The 19852-nt window shown below is 45.5% G+C and carries 19 protein-coding genes; 14 read left to right on the forward strand and 5 right to left on the reverse strand.

Going from position 1 to position 19852, the window contains the following annotated elements; translation table 11 throughout:
* Window positions 1–15 precede the first annotated feature (15 nt).
* The gene (locus tag ACFI6L_RS18135) at window positions 16–2463 is read left to right on the forward strand and encodes a zinc-dependent metalloprotease (RefSeq protein WP_462574566.1); all 2448 of its coding nucleotides are present in this window, start codon (window positions 16–18) and stop codon (window positions 2461–2463) included.
* 27 nt (window positions 2464–2490) lie between these two features.
* Window positions 2491–3126, forward strand: a complete 636-nt coding sequence (locus ACFI6L_RS18140; RefSeq protein WP_462574567.1) for a hypothetical protein — start codon at window positions 2491–2493, stop codon at window positions 3124–3126.
* Here ACFI6L_RS18140 and ACFI6L_RS18145 read toward each other — a convergent pair.
* On the reverse strand, window positions 3123–3551 hold the full coding sequence (locus ACFI6L_RS18145; protein ID WP_014976775.1) for an Lrp/AsnC family transcriptional regulator: 429 nt from the start codon (window positions 3549–3551) through the stop codon (window positions 3123–3125). The two genes, ACFI6L_RS18140 and ACFI6L_RS18145, sit on opposite strands and share 4 nt — an antisense overlap.
* A gap of 138 nt (window positions 3552–3689) precedes the next feature.
* Between ACFI6L_RS18145 and ACFI6L_RS18150 the strand changes: the two genes are divergently transcribed.
* Both ACFI6L_RS18150 and ACFI6L_RS18155 read left to right on the forward strand, forming a co-directional pair.
* Window positions 3690–4805 carry an aminotransferase class I/II-fold pyridoxal phosphate-dependent enzyme gene (locus tag ACFI6L_RS18150; RefSeq protein ID WP_061095260.1) on the forward strand — a complete coding sequence of 372 codons (1116 nt, stop codon included), beginning with the start codon at window positions 3690–3692 and terminating at the stop codon, window positions 4803–4805.
* A 2-nt stretch (window positions 4806–4807) separates the two neighbouring features.
* Complete coding sequence (locus ACFI6L_RS18155; RefSeq protein WP_075177409.1) at window positions 4808–5743, forward strand: Rossmann-fold NAD(P)-binding domain-containing protein; 936 nt, start codon at window positions 4808–4810, stop codon at window positions 5741–5743.
* 202 nt (window positions 5744–5945) lie between these two features.
* On the opposite strand, the gene ACFI6L_RS18160 is transcribed toward ACFI6L_RS18155, so the two are convergent.
* Window positions 5946–7064 (reverse strand): peptidase M14, encoded by a 1119-nt coding sequence (locus tag ACFI6L_RS18160; protein WP_462574568.1) that lies wholly within the window; start codon window positions 7062–7064, stop codon window positions 5946–5948.
* 90 nt (window positions 7065–7154) lie between these two features.
* Complete coding sequence (locus ACFI6L_RS18165) at window positions 7155–7925, reverse strand: HesA/MoeB/ThiF family protein (RefSeq protein WP_377948467.1); 771 nt, start codon at window positions 7923–7925, stop codon at window positions 7155–7157.
* Between the two features lie 124 nt (window positions 7926–8049).
* Here ACFI6L_RS18165 and moaB point away from each other — a divergent pair, with 124 nt between their 5' ends.
* The 7 genes from moaB (at window position 8050) to ACFI6L_RS18200 (ending at window position 13053) form a co-directional block, all read left to right on the forward strand.
* Window positions 8050–8556 carry a molybdenum cofactor biosynthesis protein B gene (gene moaB / locus ACFI6L_RS18170; RefSeq protein WP_014949775.1) on the forward strand — a complete coding sequence of 169 codons (507 nt, stop codon included), beginning with the start codon at window positions 8050–8052 and terminating at the stop codon, window positions 8554–8556.
* Window positions 8553–9032, forward strand: coding sequence for a cyclic pyranopterin monophosphate synthase MoaC (gene moaC / locus ACFI6L_RS18175; protein WP_462574569.1), 480 nt, complete (start codon window positions 8553–8555; stop codon window positions 9030–9032). The genes moaB and moaC overlap by 4 nt, the downstream gene beginning before the upstream one ends.
* Window positions 9033–9185: 153 nt before the next feature.
* Window positions 9186–9434, forward strand: a complete 249-nt coding sequence (locus ACFI6L_RS18180; protein WP_061095255.1) for a MoaD/ThiS family protein — start codon at window positions 9186–9188, stop codon at window positions 9432–9434.
* Window positions 9435–9436: 2 nt separating this feature from the next.
* Window positions 9437–9910, forward strand: coding sequence for a molybdenum cofactor biosynthesis protein MoaE (locus ACFI6L_RS18185; RefSeq protein WP_014949772.1), 474 nt, complete (start codon window positions 9437–9439; stop codon window positions 9908–9910).
* The gene (gene modA, locus ACFI6L_RS18190) at window positions 9892–11112 is read left to right on the forward strand and encodes a molybdate ABC transporter substrate-binding protein (protein ID WP_462574570.1); all 1221 of its coding nucleotides are present in this window, start codon (window positions 9892–9894) and stop codon (window positions 11110–11112) included. Before ACFI6L_RS18185 ends, modA begins: the two co-directional genes overlap by 19 nt.
* A 2-nt stretch (window positions 11113–11114) precedes the next feature.
* The gene (modB, locus tag ACFI6L_RS18195; RefSeq protein ID WP_462574571.1) at window positions 11115–11810 is read left to right on the forward strand and encodes a molybdate ABC transporter permease subunit; all 696 of its coding nucleotides are present in this window, start codon (window positions 11115–11117) and stop codon (window positions 11808–11810) included.
* 1 nt (window position 11811) lies between these two features.
* A complete protein-coding gene (locus ACFI6L_RS18200; RefSeq protein WP_462574572.1) occupies window positions 11812–13053 on the forward strand; it encodes an ATP-binding cassette domain-containing protein in 1242 nt (413 codons plus the stop codon).
* A 2-nt stretch (window positions 13054–13055) separates the two neighbouring features.
* Here the strand turns inward: ACFI6L_RS18200 and hemN are convergent, their stop codons facing one another.
* Window positions 13056–14429: an oxygen-independent coproporphyrinogen III oxidase gene (gene hemN / locus ACFI6L_RS18205; protein ID WP_462574573.1), complete on the reverse strand. Its 1374-nt coding sequence runs from the start codon at window positions 14427–14429 to the stop codon at window positions 13056–13058.
* An 83-nt stretch (window positions 14430–14512) separates the two neighbouring features.
* Between hemN and ACFI6L_RS18210 the strand changes: the two genes are divergently transcribed.
* The 3 genes from ACFI6L_RS18210 to ACFI6L_RS18220 all read left to right on the forward strand — a co-directional run bounded on the left by ACFI6L_RS18210 (window position 14513) and on the right by ACFI6L_RS18220 (window position 17108).
* A complete protein-coding gene (locus ACFI6L_RS18210; protein ID WP_462574574.1) occupies window positions 14513–15328 on the forward strand; it encodes an SGNH/GDSL hydrolase family protein in 816 nt (271 codons plus the stop codon).
* Window positions 15329–15410: 82 nt separating this feature from the next.
* Window positions 15411–16088, forward strand: a complete 678-nt coding sequence (locus ACFI6L_RS18215) for a DsbA family oxidoreductase (RefSeq protein ID WP_061486007.1) — start codon at window positions 15411–15413, stop codon at window positions 16086–16088.
* Window positions 16089–16115: 27 nt separating this feature from the next.
* Window positions 16116–17108, forward strand: coding sequence for an XdhC family protein (locus tag ACFI6L_RS18220; protein WP_039225462.1), 993 nt, complete (start codon window positions 16116–16118; stop codon window positions 17106–17108).
* Here ACFI6L_RS18220 and ACFI6L_RS18225 read toward each other — a convergent pair.
* Window positions 17105–19735 carry a TonB-dependent receptor gene (locus ACFI6L_RS18225; RefSeq protein ID WP_462574576.1) on the reverse strand — a complete coding sequence of 877 codons (2631 nt, stop codon included), beginning with the start codon at window positions 19733–19735 and terminating at the stop codon, window positions 17105–17107. The two genes, ACFI6L_RS18220 and ACFI6L_RS18225, sit on opposite strands and share 4 nt — an antisense overlap.
* Window positions 19736–19852: the final 117 nt, after the last annotated feature.

Below are 19852 nucleotides of genomic sequence, written 5' to 3' on the forward strand. Positions count from 1 at the left end.
ATAAGGACTAACTGCATGCTGCAATTGAACATTTTTCATAAAGCGGCGCGACAAGTAAAAGCATCGGGTAAATCGGCCATTGCGATTACGGTATTATTTGTCGTGTCTACGTCTTCCGCGTTGGCTGCGCTGCCAAGCATTGGTGAATTCACCAGCGATATGACCAAAAAAGATGGTTTAATTCCTGTTTACTATGACGATGAAAGCGACAAAGTTTACTTGGCGGTGCCAACAGCCCACGCCGAATACCTGTTTCAAAGCAGTTTGCCTTATGGTGTAGGGTCTAACGACATTGGCCTTGATCGCGGCCAGCTAGGCAATACGCGTTTAGTAAGCTTTGAAAAATTTGGAAACAAGGTTTTATTAAAGCAGCACAACACCAAATATCGAGCAGCTCACGGCAGCGACGCTGAGAAACAGAGCATTGATGAAGCCTTTGCTGATTCGGTTATCGCAGGTTTTACGCTGGTAGCCAAAAACGACAGCGCCAGTCTAATAGATTACACACCGTTCTTATTAAGCGATATTCACGGCATTGGCAATCGCTTAGCGGGAACTAAGCAAGGCAGTTTTAGCGTAGATAACATGCGAAGCGGCGTGTATTTACCTAAAACCAAAGGGTTTGAAAAGAATACTGAATTAGAGGCTTTAGTCACCTTTGCAGGTAAGAAGCCAGGCGAATACGTGCAGCAAGTTACGCCCGACCCAGAAAGCTTGTCGGTGCACTTGCATCATTCGTTTATGGCGCTGCCTGACGACAATTACACGCCCAGAGAGTACCACCCGTACTCGGGCTACTGGAAATTCAGTTACTTTGATTATTCAACGCCTATCAGCGAGCCTACTGAACAGCGTTTTATTACCCGCCATCGTTTAAACAAGAAAACCCCGCATGCTGCAATGAGCGAAGCAGTAGAGCCTATTGTGTATTACCTAGATCCTGGTATTCCAGAACCCGTAATGACCGCGCTTAAAGAAGGGGCGAGCTGGTGGAATCAAGCCTTTGAAGCCGCAGGCTACAAAGATGCGTTTCAGGTGAAAGTATTGCCCGAAGGTGCCGACCCAATGGACGTGCGCTATAACGTAATCAACTGGGTACATCGCGCAACGCGCGGTTGGTCTTATGGTTCGTCGGTTGTCGACCCGCGCACTGGTGAAATTATCAAAGGTCACGTTACGCTCGGCTCATTGCGTGTAAGACAAGATTATTTAATTGCCCTTGGCCTAACCAGTCCTTTTAAGGACGGCAGCACCGACACCACTGCACAGCAAGAAATGGCTTTAGACCGCATTAGGCAGCTTTCAGCCCACGAAGTAGGGCACACATTGGGTATAGCCCACAACTTTGCGGCAAGTGAAAATAACCGTGCGTCGGTAATGGATTATCCTCATCCCAAAATTAGTATTAAAAACGGCAAAATTAGCTTGGAAGGCGCGTATGATAAAGGCATAGGCGCATGGGATATTCACGCCGTAGCGTATGGCTATCAAGATTTTGCCAGCGACGTAGAGGCAACCGAAGTCTTGGCAAAAATTATCGTAAAAGGCCGTAATGAGGGTTTAAGTTTTAAGTCAGACCCCGATACGCGCAGTAGTCGCCATGCATCGGCAAACGGCCATATGTGGGAAAACGGTAGCAATCCGCTAGATGCTTTCGATGAAATTTCACAAGTACGCGAACTGGCGTTAGCCAATTTAGGTTTAGACACCTTAAGCCCAAATAGCAGTTTATCCTCGCTTGAAAATGCTTTAGTGCCTATTTACTTACTCCACCGTTATCAGTTAGAAGCCGTTGCAAAGCAAGTCGGCGGCTTAGTGTATGAATACGAACGCAAAGGTGACTATACCAAAGCACAGGGCCAACAGTTTGTAGCGCCTGCAGTGCAGCAACGCGCTATGCAGCAGTTAATTACAGCTACTACCGCGGACTACTTGACTATACCTGAATCGGTACTCGCCCTTATTCCACCGACAGCGTATGGCGACGATATTACTCGCGAGCACTTTAAGGGCAAAATGGGGTTAATGTTAGACCCTGTTTCTACCGCCGCTTCTGCATCTAACTTTGCGTTTGAATTACTATTGCACCCAGAGCGCTTAAACCGCTTGGAGTGGCAGACAAGAAGCACTAATGACAGACGCAAAAAAGTAGGCGTTTCTATGCTGGTGAAGCAAATACTTAATGTTCACTGGTATAAAAATAAGTCACAAAGCCCATTAGCAAAACGCTTACAGTTAGTGGCGTTAAATGCAGTGATGAAAGCAGTAACTAACGATAAGTTGGCGCCTGAAGTAAGAATGGAAGCCGAACTTGCTCTGCTTGAATTTAGCGAATGGTTAGACGACAAAGCAGACGACAATCAGTATGAAATACTGAAAGAACAGTTCGATACTTATTGGGCTAGTAAGGCATGGCCAAGTACCTTTGAAGTAGAGCCGCTACCGCCAGGTTCGCCGATTTAAAATGCGCTGCTACCAAGGACGCTGCTGATGCAAAACCATAGTAGTAAAAAAACGTCAATGCCGCACAGGGATGCTGCGGTACGGCGTATTCCTGTATTTGTTGGGCTACTGCTAATTCTCATACCTTTAGCTGAAAGCGTTAATGGGAGTGTTTTGTGGGGGATGAACTACCATTCCCCAAAGCTCATGTCACAGGTCGGGGATATGGTAGCCTGGGTGAAATTGATAGCGGTATGTGCAGGTGTTTACCTGATTTTTAAGCAGAAAGGTGCACTTAAGCTTTTGTTCAAAAATAAATGGGTTTCTAACATCCTTAACATTTTTATCGCTGTAGTGGCTTTTATTCAGGTTAACCTAGGTTTTTTTGACGTCGCAATGGATATGGTGTTAACCGATAATACAGACTACTTTCATAAAGAATTTGAAATAGGCAAAAACACTATTTACGTGCATACCCTAGACCAAGGTGCTTTGGGAAAGGCTTATCATAACTTTTACTTAAAATGCCCACTTCCTTTACACCGTTTTGAATTAAAACCAATTGAACAAATAGACTGGGTTTTAGATTTAGAGCTTAAAGCAACCGATGTTGGTTTTAGCGTGTTTAACGGACGTGGAGAGTTTAAACATGATATTGGTTTGAATGGGATAAATTGTACTTAAATTGTGAGCGGCTTCCTCGTCACGCTGGACAATATCATCATTGTATTGGACTCTGCCATTATTGATAGATCTTCCAAAAAGCCGTCTAGTGCTTTCATTGAATCTGTCGCTACTTTCATAATGAAGGCGCGTTCACCCGTCACATTGTATCCTTCAACGACCTCTAGCCGTTCTTTCATAAATGCTAGTATTTGCGGCTCCTTACCAATAAATACACGGGCTTGAACCATGGCTGTAATAGGTAATCCCATGTTGTGGCTATCGATTGTTGCAGTATAGCCAGTAATTACGCTTTCCTCTTCTAATCGCTTTACGCGTTCAGCAACCGCGGGGGCGGAAAGGTGGACACGTTTCGCTAATTCCGAGAAGGAAATACGCCCCTCAGACTGCAAAATATGTAGAATATTTCTGTTAATCTTGTCCATCTTATTTTTCCAAAGTAAACGCAGCCTTTTCCTTTGTTTTACAAAGTTAAATGCGCGAAATTCAATTATTGTGTTATTCATCGCTTAGCAGGTCAAGCATACACTGAGCAGTATCAATTGACCTATAGAAGACAAATCATGCAAATCGATGAATTTACACTTGAACGAATCCAATCACTCTATGAAAACTTAGTTGAACTGAACCTATCTGATAGCGGTGTTCACCCATATCGATTAAACGAACTGCTCAATCAGGAGCAGCAACAGGAGCTATTGAGTATTGAACTTGGATACGGTTGGACTAATGGTAGTGTGCAACTTCGAGAGCGCATTGCTGCCCTATACAGCAATCGAACTTCTGACAATGTAATCGTTACAAATGGCTCGGCTGAAGCAAATTTCCTAATGGTAATGAGCTTACTTGAAAAAGGCGATGAGCTAATAGTTATTGTTCCTAACTACATGCAAATAGCTGGGTGGGCTAAGTCGTTAGGGGTGAAGGTCGTCGAAATTCCATTATTGGAACAAGACGGTTGGCTACCAAACTTTGAACTGCTAGAAAAAAGTATATCGGCTAACACCAAGATGCTCACTATTTGTCATCCCAACAACCCAACGGGATCTACGCTGCCTCTTGAACAAATACAGGAATTGGTGAACTTTGCAAAACGGCACGACATTTATATCCATGCTGATGAGGTATACAAAGGTGCGGAGTTTGATGGAAATGAACTACCTAGTTTTGCAGATGAATATGAAAAGGCGATTATTACCTGCGGCTTGTCAAAAGCTATGGCGATGCCTGGTTTACGCCTAGGATGGCTAGTTGGGCTACCCGACGACATCTACAAAACGTGGCAGTGTAAGGATTATACCAGCATCACCACTAGTGCTGTAAGCGAATATGTAGCGAATATAGTGCTAGAACCAACCTTTCGGCATCAGGTATTAACCCGCAGTAAAGAATTCTTAATAGATAATCTAAATAGAATTAGTGAGTGGGTCGATGAAAATTCCTGGGCCTCGTTTGTACCCCCCAAGGCAGGAGGTATGGCATTTATTCGTTATGATTTACCAGTTAACTCGACTGAGCTTGCCCACGAGTTTAGACAAGAATTGAGCGTGCTTATTTTACCTGGTGATGTGTATGGCTTAGACGGTTACTTCAGAGTAGGAATAGGCGCGCCTAGCGATCATTTAGAAAAAGGGTTGGAGAGAATTAGTCATTATGTGAAGCACAAATATGGGGTGTAAACATGAAGATTGTCACTAAATCTGAAATTCTGACCGTGCTGAGGCAATTCGACCCATTACTTGATGTTGAAAGTGGATTTGTTGACTATTCCAAAGGCTTAGCGTGCATCCCGCCTGTAAGTGAACTAGTGCTTGAGAAAGGTGAAGTACATATTAAGTGCGGTTACCTCAAGGCTGGAGTTCATTATGTGATTAAGGTTGCATCAGGCTTTTATGGCAATAGTGTATTAGGCTTGCCGTCCAGCAACGGCTTGATGATGCTGTTCTCCACCGAAACAGGTGAAGCCAAATGTTTACTGCAAGATGAAGGTATTTTAACCGACCATCGTACTGCAATTGCAGGCGCCATTGTTGCCAAGTATTTTGCTCCTGCCGTGGTCTCTGCCATTGGGGTAGTAGGCACTGGTATTCAGGCACGTCTTCAGGTGAAGCGAGTGAGTCAAGTGACGGGATGTAAGAAGATTATAGTGTGGGGACGTTCAACGGAAGCTGCTGAACGCTTTAGACGGTCCATGCAAGTCGAAGGTTATAGTGTAGAGCTTATCGAGCACTTGGAGTCGTTGGCGGAGAAGTCAAACCTTATCATTACCACAACCCCGTCTTCCCGACCGTTACTAAGCCAGAAGATGATCCAAGCAGGAACATTAATAATTGCAATTGGCTCCGATACACCCGAGAAGCAGGAGCTGGATACAGATATTTTGGTGAATGCCACCAGAATTATTGTGGACAGTAAAAAGCAAAGTTTAACACGTGGTGAGGTATCTAGAGCACTTCGTGCATCCGCTATTGGTGAACATCAAGTGTTCGAGTTGGGAGCAGAAATCGCAAAGGGGAGGCGACCAACGATGGCAACAGAGACAACGGTTGTAGATTTAACGGGTTTGGCAGTTCAGGATTTAAAAATTGCCGAATTTGTACTAAATAGGATTAACTAAGCTTTATCTTGCTAAATATTCAGTGAATCTAGCAAAACGGACTATTTACCCTTGCGTAGTTCGCCAATTTTTCTCGTGAAAAAGGTGCGCTTTGTAGCTGCTTTATGAATCAGCGAATAAGCGCTCCCTTGGGGCGGTTGCAACAAACTCTAGTCCAATTTGTTGCAACCAAGTTCGCATCGTATCTATTTGTAGATAAAACCTACAATTCCCGATAATTAGTAAACACCTTGTAAAGCTGCGTCCCACTCAATACCGAAGCCGACGGGAAGTGTAGAATAGGGATCAAATCGCAAGGCGCTTCTAAGGTCCTGCTGCCGTTGTCGGTATCCAGATCGTCAATATTTAAAATTTGCGCCAGTGGTTCGCCTTTCTTCACCGTTTGGCCTGGTTTCGCCATGTATTCCACCATGCCGCCCCAGTTAGTAAACAGGGTTTTATAGTCTTTCAAATACACGCTTAAACGCTGCATTGCTTTCGGTTTAATGTCACACTCGTGTAATACACCTTTAGCGTTCAGGTAGCTAAGAATACTGGTGGCATCTATGTTACCTTCGTTAAAGTCGATCACTTCTTGGCTACCCATTTCTAGCGTGAAAGCCTCTACGTTAAAGCTAATCTCGCGCTCTAAATTAGTTTTTATGCTTTCTTGCAGTGTCCACCACGGGCAGAACGTCGCTTCGTCTAGCGCACCTGCAAATACGTTAGGTATAAAAATACAATGGGGAATGTTAAACAGCTTAGCACTGTCTTTGGCGTACTCGGGAATATAAACGTGGCGGGTAGACACCGGGCCGTTGTGGAGATCTAACACGAAATCGGCGTTGACCGCCATTTGCTGTAGCTTTAGGTTCAACTGCTGCGCTAGTCCTAGGCCCCATGGTTCAGCCAGTTTGTTGTCGATAGCGTTAGACAAGTGAGCACGAAAACGTTGTTTTATGCCTTCAATTGACTCTTCGCGTGTAACGGTTTTGGCGAAATGTTCAACTGCATCTTTATCGAAGAAGTAGCCCCGGTTCCAGTTTGTGCCGTTCACAGGATCGAACCGGCCTAATGTGTACTCACCGGCTTTAATGTTAGTACCAATGGGATTACAGTTGGGCACTAGGATAATTTCGCCGCAAATATCCATGTCTTTTAAGCGCTGAATGAGATGGTAAATTACCACGTTGCCTTGCACTTCAGCGCCGTGAATAGAGCTTTGAATATACACGGTGGGGCCAGGACGCGCTCCTTTCATTCGATAAATTGGCACGTTCATGTTACGTCCAGACGCGTTTTGCGCCACTACCATGTGTTTTTTCACTACTTGGGTTGTCATTTAAATCAACCTATTTTCTGTCTTGTTCTTTGTTTTAGTCTGTTGTTATTAATCACGTTTTTAGAATTCATGCCGCAAATGCACATAAACTTAACAAGCACATAGCTCGCAATCTACGCCTTTAGGTAGTTTCCAGTTTCGCCACTCGTGCGACAGAGCATCAAACGTCATTAACGTGTTTTTAGGAATATTATCGAAATCCATCAATACTTGCATGGCAAGCATAGCTTGGTAAGTACCAACAATATTTACTACTGGCGAGAATATACCTGCCTCAACACAGCTTAGGTCAGGCGATTCAAATAGCGTCCGCAAGCATGCATAGCAACGGCTCTCACCGGGTATAGCGACGAATAGCTGGCCTTCAAAGCGAATGGCTGCACCCGATACTAGCGGTGTATTTAGTTTAAAACACAGTAGGTTTATTAAATCTCGCGAGTTTGTATTGTCGGTGCAATCTAGCACAACGTCAGCACGCTCTATGGCTTGTTTTAATACTGGTGAAAGCTGAGTAGAGCTGGGCGCCGAAAACGGTTCTGCTATTACGGTAATGTCGCAGTCGCTGTTTATTTCACTAAGCCGCGCTTTAGCCGCCTCTACTTTATTTGTGCCTACATCTTGTTCGCTAAACAAGGTTTGCCTTGGCAGGTTGGTGGCCTCAACTGTGTCGTGGTCGATAAGTGTAAGAGAGCCCACGCCACTGGCGCAAAGGTTAGTAGCAGCCGCGGTGCCAAGCCCGCCAATACCAATGATACAAATATTGGCGTTTAGCAGCGCTTCTTGACCGTCTAGATCCACTTTTGGAAGCACGATATGGCGGTTATAACGCATAGCCTGCTGATGAGTTAGGCTTTTAGACATAGTTTATGCCAACTTAGTTGTTGAATTCATGGCATGCACCCTTATAAAGTGATTACCAAATAGTATTTTGGCTGGTACTTTATCAAAAACCGCCAAAATGTCGCATATCAAATTAGGATTTCATATGTCAGTTGTCAGCCAACCCCTTAATATTGCCGTACTCACTATTTCAGATACGCGCACCCTCGAAAACGACAAGTCGGGAGACTACTTGAAAGAGGCGCTTACCTCGGTTGGCCATAACCTTTATGATCGCGACTTGGTGAAAGACGATATTTATCAGCAGCGCGCCGTGGTGTCGAAGTGGATTGCCGATAAAAACATTCACGCCGTATTAATTACCGGTGGTACAGGTTTCACCCACCGGGACTCAACGCCAGAGGCCATCAGTGTATTGTTCGACAAAGAAGTCGACGGCTTTGGCGAGCTATTTCGCCAAATTAGCTATGAAGAGATTGGTACATCAACCATTCAGTCTCGCGCGGTTGCGGGCTTTGCTAATAATACGGTTATTTTCTGCCTGCCAGGTTCAACAGGGGCGTGTCGCACAGCGTGGGAAAAGATTATTTCTAGCCAACTTGATGCCGACTTTAGACCGTGTAACTTTGTGAAGCATTTGGTGGAAGCATGAGCACCTTTAGCCATTTAAACGCTGGCGGTGAAGCCAATATGGTAGACGTTAGCGACAAAGACGTTACCAAGCGAGAAGCCACAGCAGAAGGTTTTTTATACGCAAGCGAAGACGTTATTCGCCAAATCTCTGAAGCAAAAATTGCAAAAGGTGACGTATTTGCAGTTGCCCGTGTAGCGGGTATTCAAGGGGCGAAACGCTGCGCCGATCTTATTCCTCTTTGTCACCCACTGGCATTGTCAAAGGTGGATATAAACTTCGACATTCAGGCCGACCAAAATCGAATTCAAGCCACCTGCTATTGCAAGCTAAGCGGTAAAACCGGCGTTGAAATGGAAGCGCTCACGGGTGTAAATGTGGCGCTGTTAACCTTGTTTGATATGTGCAAAGCCATCGACCCTGGCATGCATATGGAAGGGGTACGGGTTCTGGAGAAAAAAGGCGGTAAGACAGGCTACTGGCAGTTCGACACCTAGTTTTCACAAAGGCCAGTGAGCTAAAAAGTAACGTGTATAAAGCGAACAAGCATTCAAGACGCAACGCACTTTAGGCTCAACGTATTTCCGAGGCTTGGAAAGATTAATTAGCGCGCACAAAGCGACCTTAACAACGTAGATAACAGGCAAAGCATGCAGGTAACGGTAAAAACATTCGCACAAACCAGAGAGATTACGGGAGAGGACAATATCGCGCTCCATATAAGCGAGAGCAGCACTATTGAGACCGTGATATCGCAGCTTAAAACGCGTAGTGACAAGTGGGCATTAGCACTAGAGGGTAGTGTGCTTACTGCCTGCAATCAAGAGCTTTGCGATCTCCAAACAGTACTTAGCGACGGTGATGAGCTGGCGCTATTTCCACCTGTGACAGGGGGCTAGCTATGTTCGCGCTAGTTCAAGTTGAAGATTTCGACCAAGGCGAGCTTTACGCTAGGCTAAAACAGTCGGCAGATGAGAAGGCCTGCGGCAACACCGGCGCGATTGTTACTTTTACTGGGCTAGTGCGAGATTTTAATAACGCTGGCGACATAGACGGCATCGAATTAGAGCATTACCCGGGCATGACTGAAAAAGCATTAATGCTTCTGGTTGAACAAGCGAGCGAACGCTTTTCACTTAACAGTGCTGGCGCACTGCACAGAGTAGGGCGCATACACAACAACGAACAAATTGTATGGGTAGGTGCCGCCGCTCCCCACCGCCAGGCGGCGTTTGACGCTGCCTGCTACTTAATGGACATGCTTAAACAGTCGGTACCGCTTTGGAAAAAAGAATTTAAGGGCGATAAATCTGAATGGGTTGCGGCAAAAGCATCTGACGATAAAGCGGCACTTAAGTGGATGCGCAAAAAGTAATGGTTTGTTCTTTAGCAATGCGACTTTCAAGCTTTGTTAACTTGGCCGTGCTTATTTTGGTAAGTGCAAGTGTAGCCCTAGGCGTTACAGCTTTTTCAAGTTCTGTGGCACATGCAAGCAGTTTTGAAGCGGCAAATAATAATGTAAATGAAGGGAGCGTTATTAGTGCCGAAAAACAAAACCAGTCAGTAAATTTCAAGCGCGACGAAAAAATTAACGTAGCCGTTGCGGCAAACTTTGCAAAACCGCTAAAGAGTATTGCCGAGCAGTTTACTGAGCTAACCGGCATAGAAGTCGCGGTAACGGTATCTTCTAGCGGTACTTTGTATGCGCAAATTCAACATGGTGCTAACTTCGACGTTTTTCTATCTGCTGATCGCGCTCGGCCGCAAGCGTTGGTTGATAACAACGTAGTTCACCACGGCAATCTGGTGGATTACGCTAAAGGCAAGCTGGCGTTTGTCTATGCTGGCGATTTATCAAGCGAGGCATCACATGAAGCATCCGGAGAAAGGAATTGCGAGCAATTCGCGCGTTCATCTACTGGAGACACAACTGCACAAATAAACGCTCAGCTTACCGATTGCTTGTCGAGGCAGCTTGTACAATTAATGGAAAATCCACAAAACAAGGTAGCTATCGCAAACCCTAAACTGGCTCCCTATGGTGATGCTGCGCAACAGACGTTGCAAAACTTATCCCTATGGCACCAGTTTTTACCTCACAGAGTGATGGGTAAGAACGTGCTGCAAACCTTGCAGTTTTATACCACCGGCAGCGTGAAAGGGGCGTTTGTTGCGTACTCATTGGCCTTAGATTTGCCCGCAGACTTGTCTTCTAACTTGCCTTCTAATTTTAACAGTGTTGTGAATACCGAAAGCGCTGAGGCTATTACGGTTATCGTCCCAGTACCTGAAACCTTATATAAACCCATCATTCAGTCGTTGGTGGTTAACAGTAAAACGGTAGCTACATTATCTCCGAATCTGTTCGAACCACTTCCAATTAAAAATGCGACAGCGCCAGTTGATGAGCCTATTCACAACGACAACGTTGAGCCAACCAGAGCATTTCGTTTGAGTGACGCTAAGGGAGTGTCATCACCCAGCCTGTTCGTACAGTATTTAATGTCGCAAGGGGTGCAGCACAGCTTAATTGAATGGGGCTATGAACCTACCATTGCATCGGGCGTCGGTAACTAAGTATGCTCACAGAATTCTTCGGGGCATCGACACTTGAAGCTATATTACTTACCTTTAAGCTGGCCTTTATAACCAGTGGTTTGCTGTTGTTAATCGCATTGCCGTTAGCGTGGTTTTTAGCGAAATGGCAGAGCAAAGCTAAGCCTTTGGTTATGTCGATACTCGCGTTGCCTTTGGTGTTACCGCCAACTGTGCTGGGTTTTTATTTGCTTATTGCTTTTTCGCCGCAAAGTGCGTTGGGGCAGGGATGGCAAAGCCTAACCGGGAGCAATTTAGCATTTAGCTTTGAAGGTTTGGTGTTGGGGTCTGTCATCTACTCCCTACCATTTGCTCTGCAGCCTTTGTACAGCGGCTTTTCACAATTGGATAACCGTTATTTAGATGTAGCAAAAACGCTGGGTTTTTCGGCTTTTGAAGCGTTTATAAAAATAGTGCTTCCTTTAAGCAAAGCGCCCATCGTGGTGGCATTAGGCTTAAGCTTTGCACATACCATAGGCGAGTTTGGCGTAGTACTAATGATAGGTGGCAATATTCCTGGAGAAACTCAGGTGCTGTCTATCGCGCTATATGAACAGGTAGAAGCGTTGGAATATAACAGTGCACACAACCTTGCGTTGGCCCTTTTGATTTTTTCATTCGTAATGCTCGCGGCGCTCTATCGCTTTAACGGTATCACACAAAGTGATGAGGCGCGTTAACATGCAAATATCTGCGCTACTACCAAATCGCATTAACGCACAAATCTCATTGCAGCCACAAAGCCGATTCATTGGGGTTACCGGTCCATCAGGTGCGGGAAAAAGCAGCTTGTTTCGCGCCCTAGCTGGCGTAGAAAAAAGCGCAAGTGTGCAAACGCCGTGGACCTCTCAAAAGGTCGGCATCGTTTTTCAGCAGCCCATGCTATTTCCCCATACCGATGTGCGCGGTAATTTAGCCCTTGCGCAGCGTCACGCAAGCCCTAATGCAATGTCTATCGATGCGTGTTTGCGCGGCTGTTATTGCGAACATTTAATCGATAAGCCTGTTCAGGCGCTTTCTGGCGGAGAAGCGCAGCGGGTCGCGATTGCACGGGCGTTGGTCAATGGGCCAGATGTGTTATTGCTAGATGAATCGTTAAGCGCAATTGATATCTTCACCCGTCGCAAAATTTACCAGTTTTTGAACAATTTGTGTGTGTCGGGGAAGCTCATATGCCTTGTAATCTCTCACGATTTAGATGACCTTGCCTTGTTCAGCGATGAGTTGGTTTTTATTGACCAAGGCCGTACCGAGCTTTGTGGAAAAACGCGCGATGTGTTGACTCAAGTATTCGAAAAAGAAGGATTTGCGACACCGTCTAGCGTACTTGAGGGATTTAAAGTTACTGCGCAAAGCGACGCACACGACAGCAACCAGTCACAAAACGCCGTTGTCAGCTACAAACACGGTAGCCAAATGCAACAAGATCAAAATGTTCTAACCTTACAAGGCAATGAGCAGTGCCAGTCGGAAAACGGCATTGAGCGCGTTGAGGTAGCGGGGCACGAGATATTCGTCACTGCAGAATCAGTGTCCTATTTGCCTCAGCAAAGCGGTGAAAAAGTTTTTGTTCGTTTTGCAGTTAAAGCTTGTGATGTAAGTATCGATACCAATATTGCTGACTTTGGCAATGCCAGCACAATCAGTATTTTAAATGCGCTGCCATGTGTTATATCTAGCATCGAACCCGTGGCGAATCCACTCAGTCCCCTGAACGAGCCAGAAAATAACGCAGATACAGAACTCACAGATACAAAGCTAACTTCTAAAAAGCTAGCGACCGTAAACAGCGCGAAAGTGTTGTTAAAACTTGATGTACTAGGCAGTAACCAAACCCTTTATGCCAGCATTAGCTGTATCTCTCTATCGCGTCTTAAGCTTGATGTAGGGATGCAAGTGATTGCGCGGTTTAAATTGCCCTAGGTTTAAATGGCTTTGGAGTAGCTACTGAGTATTTCACTTGCGTTCAAATAAGCGTCGAAACGCGCACAAATAGCCCGAATGTAAATGCGAGCAGACTTTGGCACTCGAATATACCGAGGTGTTATTTCGATAAGCCCGTCTTCTTTAAGTTCTTCAAGGTTGTTTAAGGCTGAAGCAAAGTATTCATCAAAAATGATGTGGTGCTTGTCGGCAATTGCTTGCTTGTCTACCGCTAAATTGCACATTAAGCTAGAAATCACGTCTCTGCGAATCAGGTCGTCGACACTTAATGACAGTCCAACTTTCGCATTGGGCAGGTGGTTGTCTAAGCGATGGTAATATTCTTTTAGCTCCTTAGCATTTTGCGCAAAGGCATTACCTACCGTGCTAATGGCTGATACGCCGAACCCTATAAGGTCGGTGTCGCCACGTAAGGTATACCCTTGAAAGTTGCGGTGAAGCTCGCCTTTATTTTTCGCAATAGCCAGTGAGTCTTTGCTTAAGGCAAAATGATCAAGACCAATCATTTCATAACCTATGTTTGTAAAGCTGTTAACGGCAAGCTTGTAAAGCGCCGCTTTTTCTTCACTACTTGGCAGTGTTTCTTCAGCAAATTTACGCTGCGCTGCGAACCTCTCGGGAAGGTGTGCATAGCTAAAAAGCGAAATACGATCTGGCATCATGGCTTTTGTCGCGGCGATGGTTGATGAGAACGTTTCAATTGACTGATTTGGTAAACCATAAATTAGATCTAAGTTAACTGAGTCGAAACCCAGCGACCGAGCCTCGAATACTAAATCGGCAATGTGAGACGTGCTTTGTATGCGATTTATGGTTTTCTGAACATTGTAATCAGTATCTTGTAAACCAAAGCTAATGCGTGTGTAGCCGAGACATTTTAAGTTTTGAAGATAGTGTTTATCGATATTTCTGGGATCTAACTCAATTGACAGTTCAGCACCTGCTTCAAAGGTAAAGTGTTTCTTAAGCAGGTACATTAAATAAGTATGCTGAGTCTCGCTCAAAAAACTGGGTGAACCGCCACCCAAGTGCAGAGAAACTGCACGCCTGCCGTCAGTTAAATAACGCTTAGACAGAATTTCTTTTTCTATGTAATCTAAATATTCGTCCGCTTTTTCATTGTGACGTGTCACCATTTTATTGCAGCCACAGTAGTAGCACAGCGTTTTGCAAAATGGAATGTGCACGTAGAGACTTACTGCCGGCGCTTTTGACACTGCAAGTGCTTGTGGAAGTATGTCATCTTGTAGCGGTTCAAATTTAAGTGCAGTAGGGTAAGAGGTATAGCGAGGAGCATTCAACGCATATTTGGTAATGATTGATACAGGACGTTGTTGTACGGCAATTATTGTCATATTGGCTCTGCACTTATATGTAGATATCTAGGCGCGAATTCAATTCGATGGTTAAAGCTTAATGGATTGCTTAGGAGGCTGATTTGATCTACTTCAAGGTTTTGGTATTAAACCTGATAATTGTTTTACTTCTTCCAGTCATTTTGCTTCAAGCATTGTGGGTGAGGAAGAAGACCGCTGTACTACCAGAGCCCGACGGCGAGCGGGTATTAACCTCTGCCGATAGTAAATTGCTGCTAACTAATAACGTTTTGGTTATAGGCGATTCTGCCGCCGCTGGTGTTGGTGCAACGACGCAAATGGGGGCACTCACAGGTCTGCTGTACTCAAACCTTGTTAAGCATGGGCCAACGCGAGTGACGTTGAATGCTAAAACAGGTTTTAAAAGTGAAGATGTGCTCAAGCTTCTTCATGAAATGCCTGCCGAGTACTTTTCGTCGGTGCTCGTCTCTATTGGTGTTAACGATGTGACCAAATTTGTACCGTTGAAACGGTGGCGACAAAACATCGATGCTATTAGTACGCTACTGTCAGATAAATTTGGGTGCGAAACAATATTATTTACTGCGCTACCGCCAATTCATTTCTTTCCAGCGCTTCCGCAACCTTTGCGTGCACTATTAGGTTACCGCGCGTGGTTACTAAACCAAGCTTTGGCTGATAGCGTAACAGCCCGGGCTAACGCAGACATATTATATGTTAGTGCACTTAATGTGAGCGGAACTATGACGGATATTCAGCAAAGTGGTTTGATGGCAGAAGATGGCTTTCATCCCTCCACGAAAGGCTATGAAATATGGGCACACTCAGCCCTTGAAAAACTTTCCACGCTTTACAGCACCACAATGGGCACGACAACAAAAGTCACAGCAGAAACTGATGTAACTGCGACGAAATAATCGCAGTGTGGGGTTGAAGTTTCTTTTTGTAACCTTATCTAAGCCCTTATATCTTCATGAATTCAATAAAGCGAGGCCTATCATGGCAGCAAATGAGCAAGGTGTACAAAGTGCGAGCGGTATGCAGAGTGTAACAGTTAATATGGTTTCTGACGTAGTATGTCCATGGTGTATTGTTGGGTACCAGCGTTTGCAAGAAGCCATTAAAACCCTTGATAACATTGAAGTGGATATTAAGTTTCATCCCTTCGAGCTAAACCCCAATATGCCAGAAGAAGGGCAAAACCTTCGCGAGCACATAATGGAAAAATACGGCATTAGTGAGCAGCAAAGCGCGCAGAACCGAGCACGGTTAGTAGAAGCGGGCGAGCAATTAGGCTTTTCGTTTAACTTTACTGACGACTCTCGCATGCAGAACACGTTTAAGGCTCACCAACTTATTCACTTTGCTGCAGAAAACGGCCTTGAAGAAGAAATGAAGCTGGCCTTATTTAATGCCTACTTCACAGACGGTAAAAACATTAATGATCTAGGTGTTCTAGTAGCGTTGGCACAAACGGTTGGCCTTGATAAGTCTGAAGCTGAACAAGCGCTTAAGAGTGAAAAATACGCGCAAGCAGTGCGCGAGGAAGAAGCCCTTTGGATGCAGCGCGGTATCCAAAGTGTACCTACTTTTGTCATTGGTAATCAGGGCGTAGCCGGGGCACAAGAGCCAGCAACATTGGCTGCATTTATTGCCCAAGCAGCATCACAGCAATAAGCAGGTTAAACGGGTGTAGAGGTAGTTATGAGTAATCACGTTAACCATTTGTTGGCCCAGTGGCTTCCACTTAAAAACAAGCATAAGTGGGTGTTAGGTTTTATTTTTAAAACCGAAGGCTCATGCTACCGCAAAGCAGGCGCCATGATGTTGTTTAGTGACGCTGGGCATCAGTTAGGTATATTAAGCGGTGGCTGCTTAGAAAGTGACATCGTTAAAAAAGCCCAGCGAGTAATGACAGACGGGGTAAGTCGTACCGCGGTTTACGATGACGAAGATGAAGAAGACATCGCGTTTAAGCTAGGTGTTGGATGCGGCGGTGTGGTGCACTTGGCACTCGTACCAGTTAACGAGAGTAACCAGTATTTATCGTTGGATGTGGTTAGCAAAAGCTTATCAAACGGAAAAGCGTGTGAGTGGCGCTGCGCTGTAGACGGTACTTTGGGTGATTGCACGGAATTGGAAGACCATTCTGCTAAACCTAGAAAAGCTGTGCTAGACACCGTTGATGGCAAGCGCATGTTGTCGGTTTTGATGCTGCCGCCTATCCACCTACTTGTTGTTGGAGGTGGGTACGACGCTACCTTTATGACTAAGCTTGCTAGTTTGCAGGGCTATTTAGTCAGCCTTTGGGATCCAAGGCCTGCACAAGCAAGACTTGAACATTTTCCCGAGGTAAATTACTTAATTGAAGACCCGTCTACGGAAGGCTTACGTCTTCACATGGGCGAACATAACGTTCAAGCAGCAGTGCTTATGTCCCATCACCGTGAAATTGATGCAAAGGCGCTGCAGGTGCTAAGCAAGCAATCGTTAACCTATACGGCAATGCTAGGTCCACTGCACCGTAAGCAGGAAATTATGGATTTAGCCGGGCTTGGCGATACCAACTTTACTCAGTATTTTGCAAGCCCCGCTGGTTTCGACATTGGTGGTGAGCTACCTGAGCATATAGCGCTGTCTGTTATTGCTCAGTGCCATGCGGTGTTTCATACCAAACCTACGCATTTAAAGCGTTAGAAAGACTTTCTGAAGGTAACGCCAAAGCTTCTAGGCGCGCCTGGGTAGGCCATGATCTTTCCGGTTTGTACGGGTACATCAAAGCCACTTCGTGCAACGTACTCTTCATCGAAAACGTTGCGCGACCACGCAATAATTTCGCTATCCCATTGTGGGATAGTGAAACTGACGCGAACGTTAAATAATGAAAAGTCGTCAGCGTATTTGTACGGGTCGTTCGCATCATCAAGAAATACGTCGTCCGTGTATTGGTAGTCAATACTGGCGGAGGCTGGATAATTCCCAACTTCGAAATAGTGATTCAGCATAAGAGATAGTGAGTTCTGAGGCTCGAAGCCTACGCGGTCTCCGTCTCTTGAACAGAACGGGTCGTTAGGCGCCACTCGGCCCGGATCGTCAATGCCCGTGTGCCACGTGTACGCAACCCAACACGTACCGCGTTTAAACTCATCAAAGTTCGCCAATGTGCGCGATGCAACAGCCTGTAATTCGGTATTTTCAGTCATTAGCCATGTGGCTTCAAGTTCTACACCTTTTACTATGATATCGCCCGCATTTTGCAGGTTGAACCCCGTTCCGGTAAAGGTCGTCGCCTGAAAGTCGCTAATTTGTGTATAGTGCGCCGCAGCATTTACGCGCACGCCGTATTCTTCAAAATCTTGTTTTATACCTATTTCAGCACTTCGCGATTTTTCAGCATCAAAAAGCGGGCTAAGCGAAGGTAAGATTCTGTCGGTATTCGTACCGCCAGCTTTGTAACCAGTCGCAAAACTGGCGTAGGTTAGCGTGTTGTCATTAGGGTGATAAGCCAGTTTTACCGTGCCGGTTAACTGTGAATCATCAAGCTCTTCATTTAAGTCAGGGCGCGGCATAACCGCTGCAGATCCCAAGAAAAAATATCCCCAGCCCGCTTGTTGAAATGGTGCTATAGCGTTAAGTGACTGTGCTGTAGGAGCTTGTCCCGCCGCTAACGCAGCAGCGATGTTTTGTAACCCAAATACAGCACGACCTACATTAGGCCATTGCGCTGGGTCTTGAGTTAGTCCGTCAATACCAGGCCCTTGCTCATCGTAGGCTCCGACAATCGACTTTTCTTCGCGGGTAAAGCGTAAGCCCGTTGTTAAGGTGAAATCACTGTTTAACAGCCAATCCAGCTGAGAGAATAAAGCAATACTATCTTGCTCTTGATCGGCGCTGTGCGCGAAAGCAGTACCGGACGGCGCGGGTGCTGCAGCAGGCGCAATAAAGCCTGATGTAACTGCAGAAAGTTCGTTGATGGCGTTAGCCAAAGGCAGCAGATCGGGCGCGGCGGCATTAAAGAACGCACTAAAATCATCTTGCGTGGTAGTATCAAAGTTTAGATCTAAGTTTTGGCTGTAATAGTAAACACCTATTAAACCGCGCACATCTTCACTGGTGTAATGTAATCTAATTTCTTGAGAAAACGACTGCTGCTTGGCGTCGTTAGTGGCAGTAAGAAGGTCCGCATCAGAAAAGTCGGTATCTACCGTATCTAAGCTGTCAAACGCGCGGTACGCGCTTATGCTCACAAAATCCCATGCTTTGTTTAAAGCCACATCTACTTGAACTGATAGTCCTTTGTCTTTCATTTTTGAAAGGGGAGTTTGCGACAGCGAGGTTTTATAGTCATAAAAGTTATCGCGCCCGTATATAGTTGCATTAAACGGCGGTTGTAGCAGCAGCGCATCAGTGCCGAATTTACCCGCTATGTCATTAGCCTGAATGTTGTTTTGAAAAGTTAGTGCGCCGCAGCACCGTTCATCTAGCTCGCCGTAATCAGCGATAAGCCGTACGCTAATGTCAGCTGTTGGAGTGTAAAGCAGCTGTGCTTTTATCGCAGTACGGTTACGGTTATTTAGGGTTTGTCCGCTGCGCTCGTCGGTAATGAAACCGTCACTGTGAGAACTAAAGCCAGATACTCGCATGGCGAGTACATCGTCGATAAGCGAAAACGACGAGCCAGCGCTTAAACGAACCAAGTTATCATTGCCGATGATGGCTTCGGCAAAGCCGTCGCGCTCGTCGTGTGAAGGTGCGACCGTCGTTAACGTCATTGCGCCAGCGGCGGTATTCTTTCCGAATAGTGTGCCCTGTGGCCCACGCAACACTTCAATAGATTCAATATCGACTAAGTCGTTAATTAACGCGTTTTGTCGTGCACGGTACACACCATCTACGTATAAACCCACCGAAGACTCGAAGCCGAAGTTTTGTGAAGACGTGCCAATGCCGCGTATTGAAAACCCTGAATTTGTTACGCTTTGATTTTGAAACGCGCCAAAAGCAGGTACGTAGTTTTGCAGGTCAAACACATCTCGGCTAACTGTTTCAACTAGGTCTTGACCTGAAAGCGCAGTGACCGCAACGGGCACATCTTGCAAGTTTTGACTGGTCTTTTGCGCCTGTACAACAATGTGTTCCAGCGCCTTTTTGTTATGCGGAGTAGATAGAGCATTCTCATCGGCGTGAGCGTGGGGAGCCAAAGCAAGTGTCGACGAGACAATAGAGGCAATAAACGGCGAACTACATAGGCAACGCGTAATGGCGTTTTGGGGTGTAGATATGCTTGAGCTATTACAAGACAAAGCGTGTGTAAGTGACTTCATTTTGGTTCTTTTTATTTTTCAAAAGCGGTGGGCTTTAAACAAAATTAATCACGACAAGGTCGCGTCCAAATGCGTACAGTCCTTTACATCTTAAATACGCCAACTTCCCTATGACGT

The organism is Alteromonas sp. G4i35 (assembly GCF_054960375.1).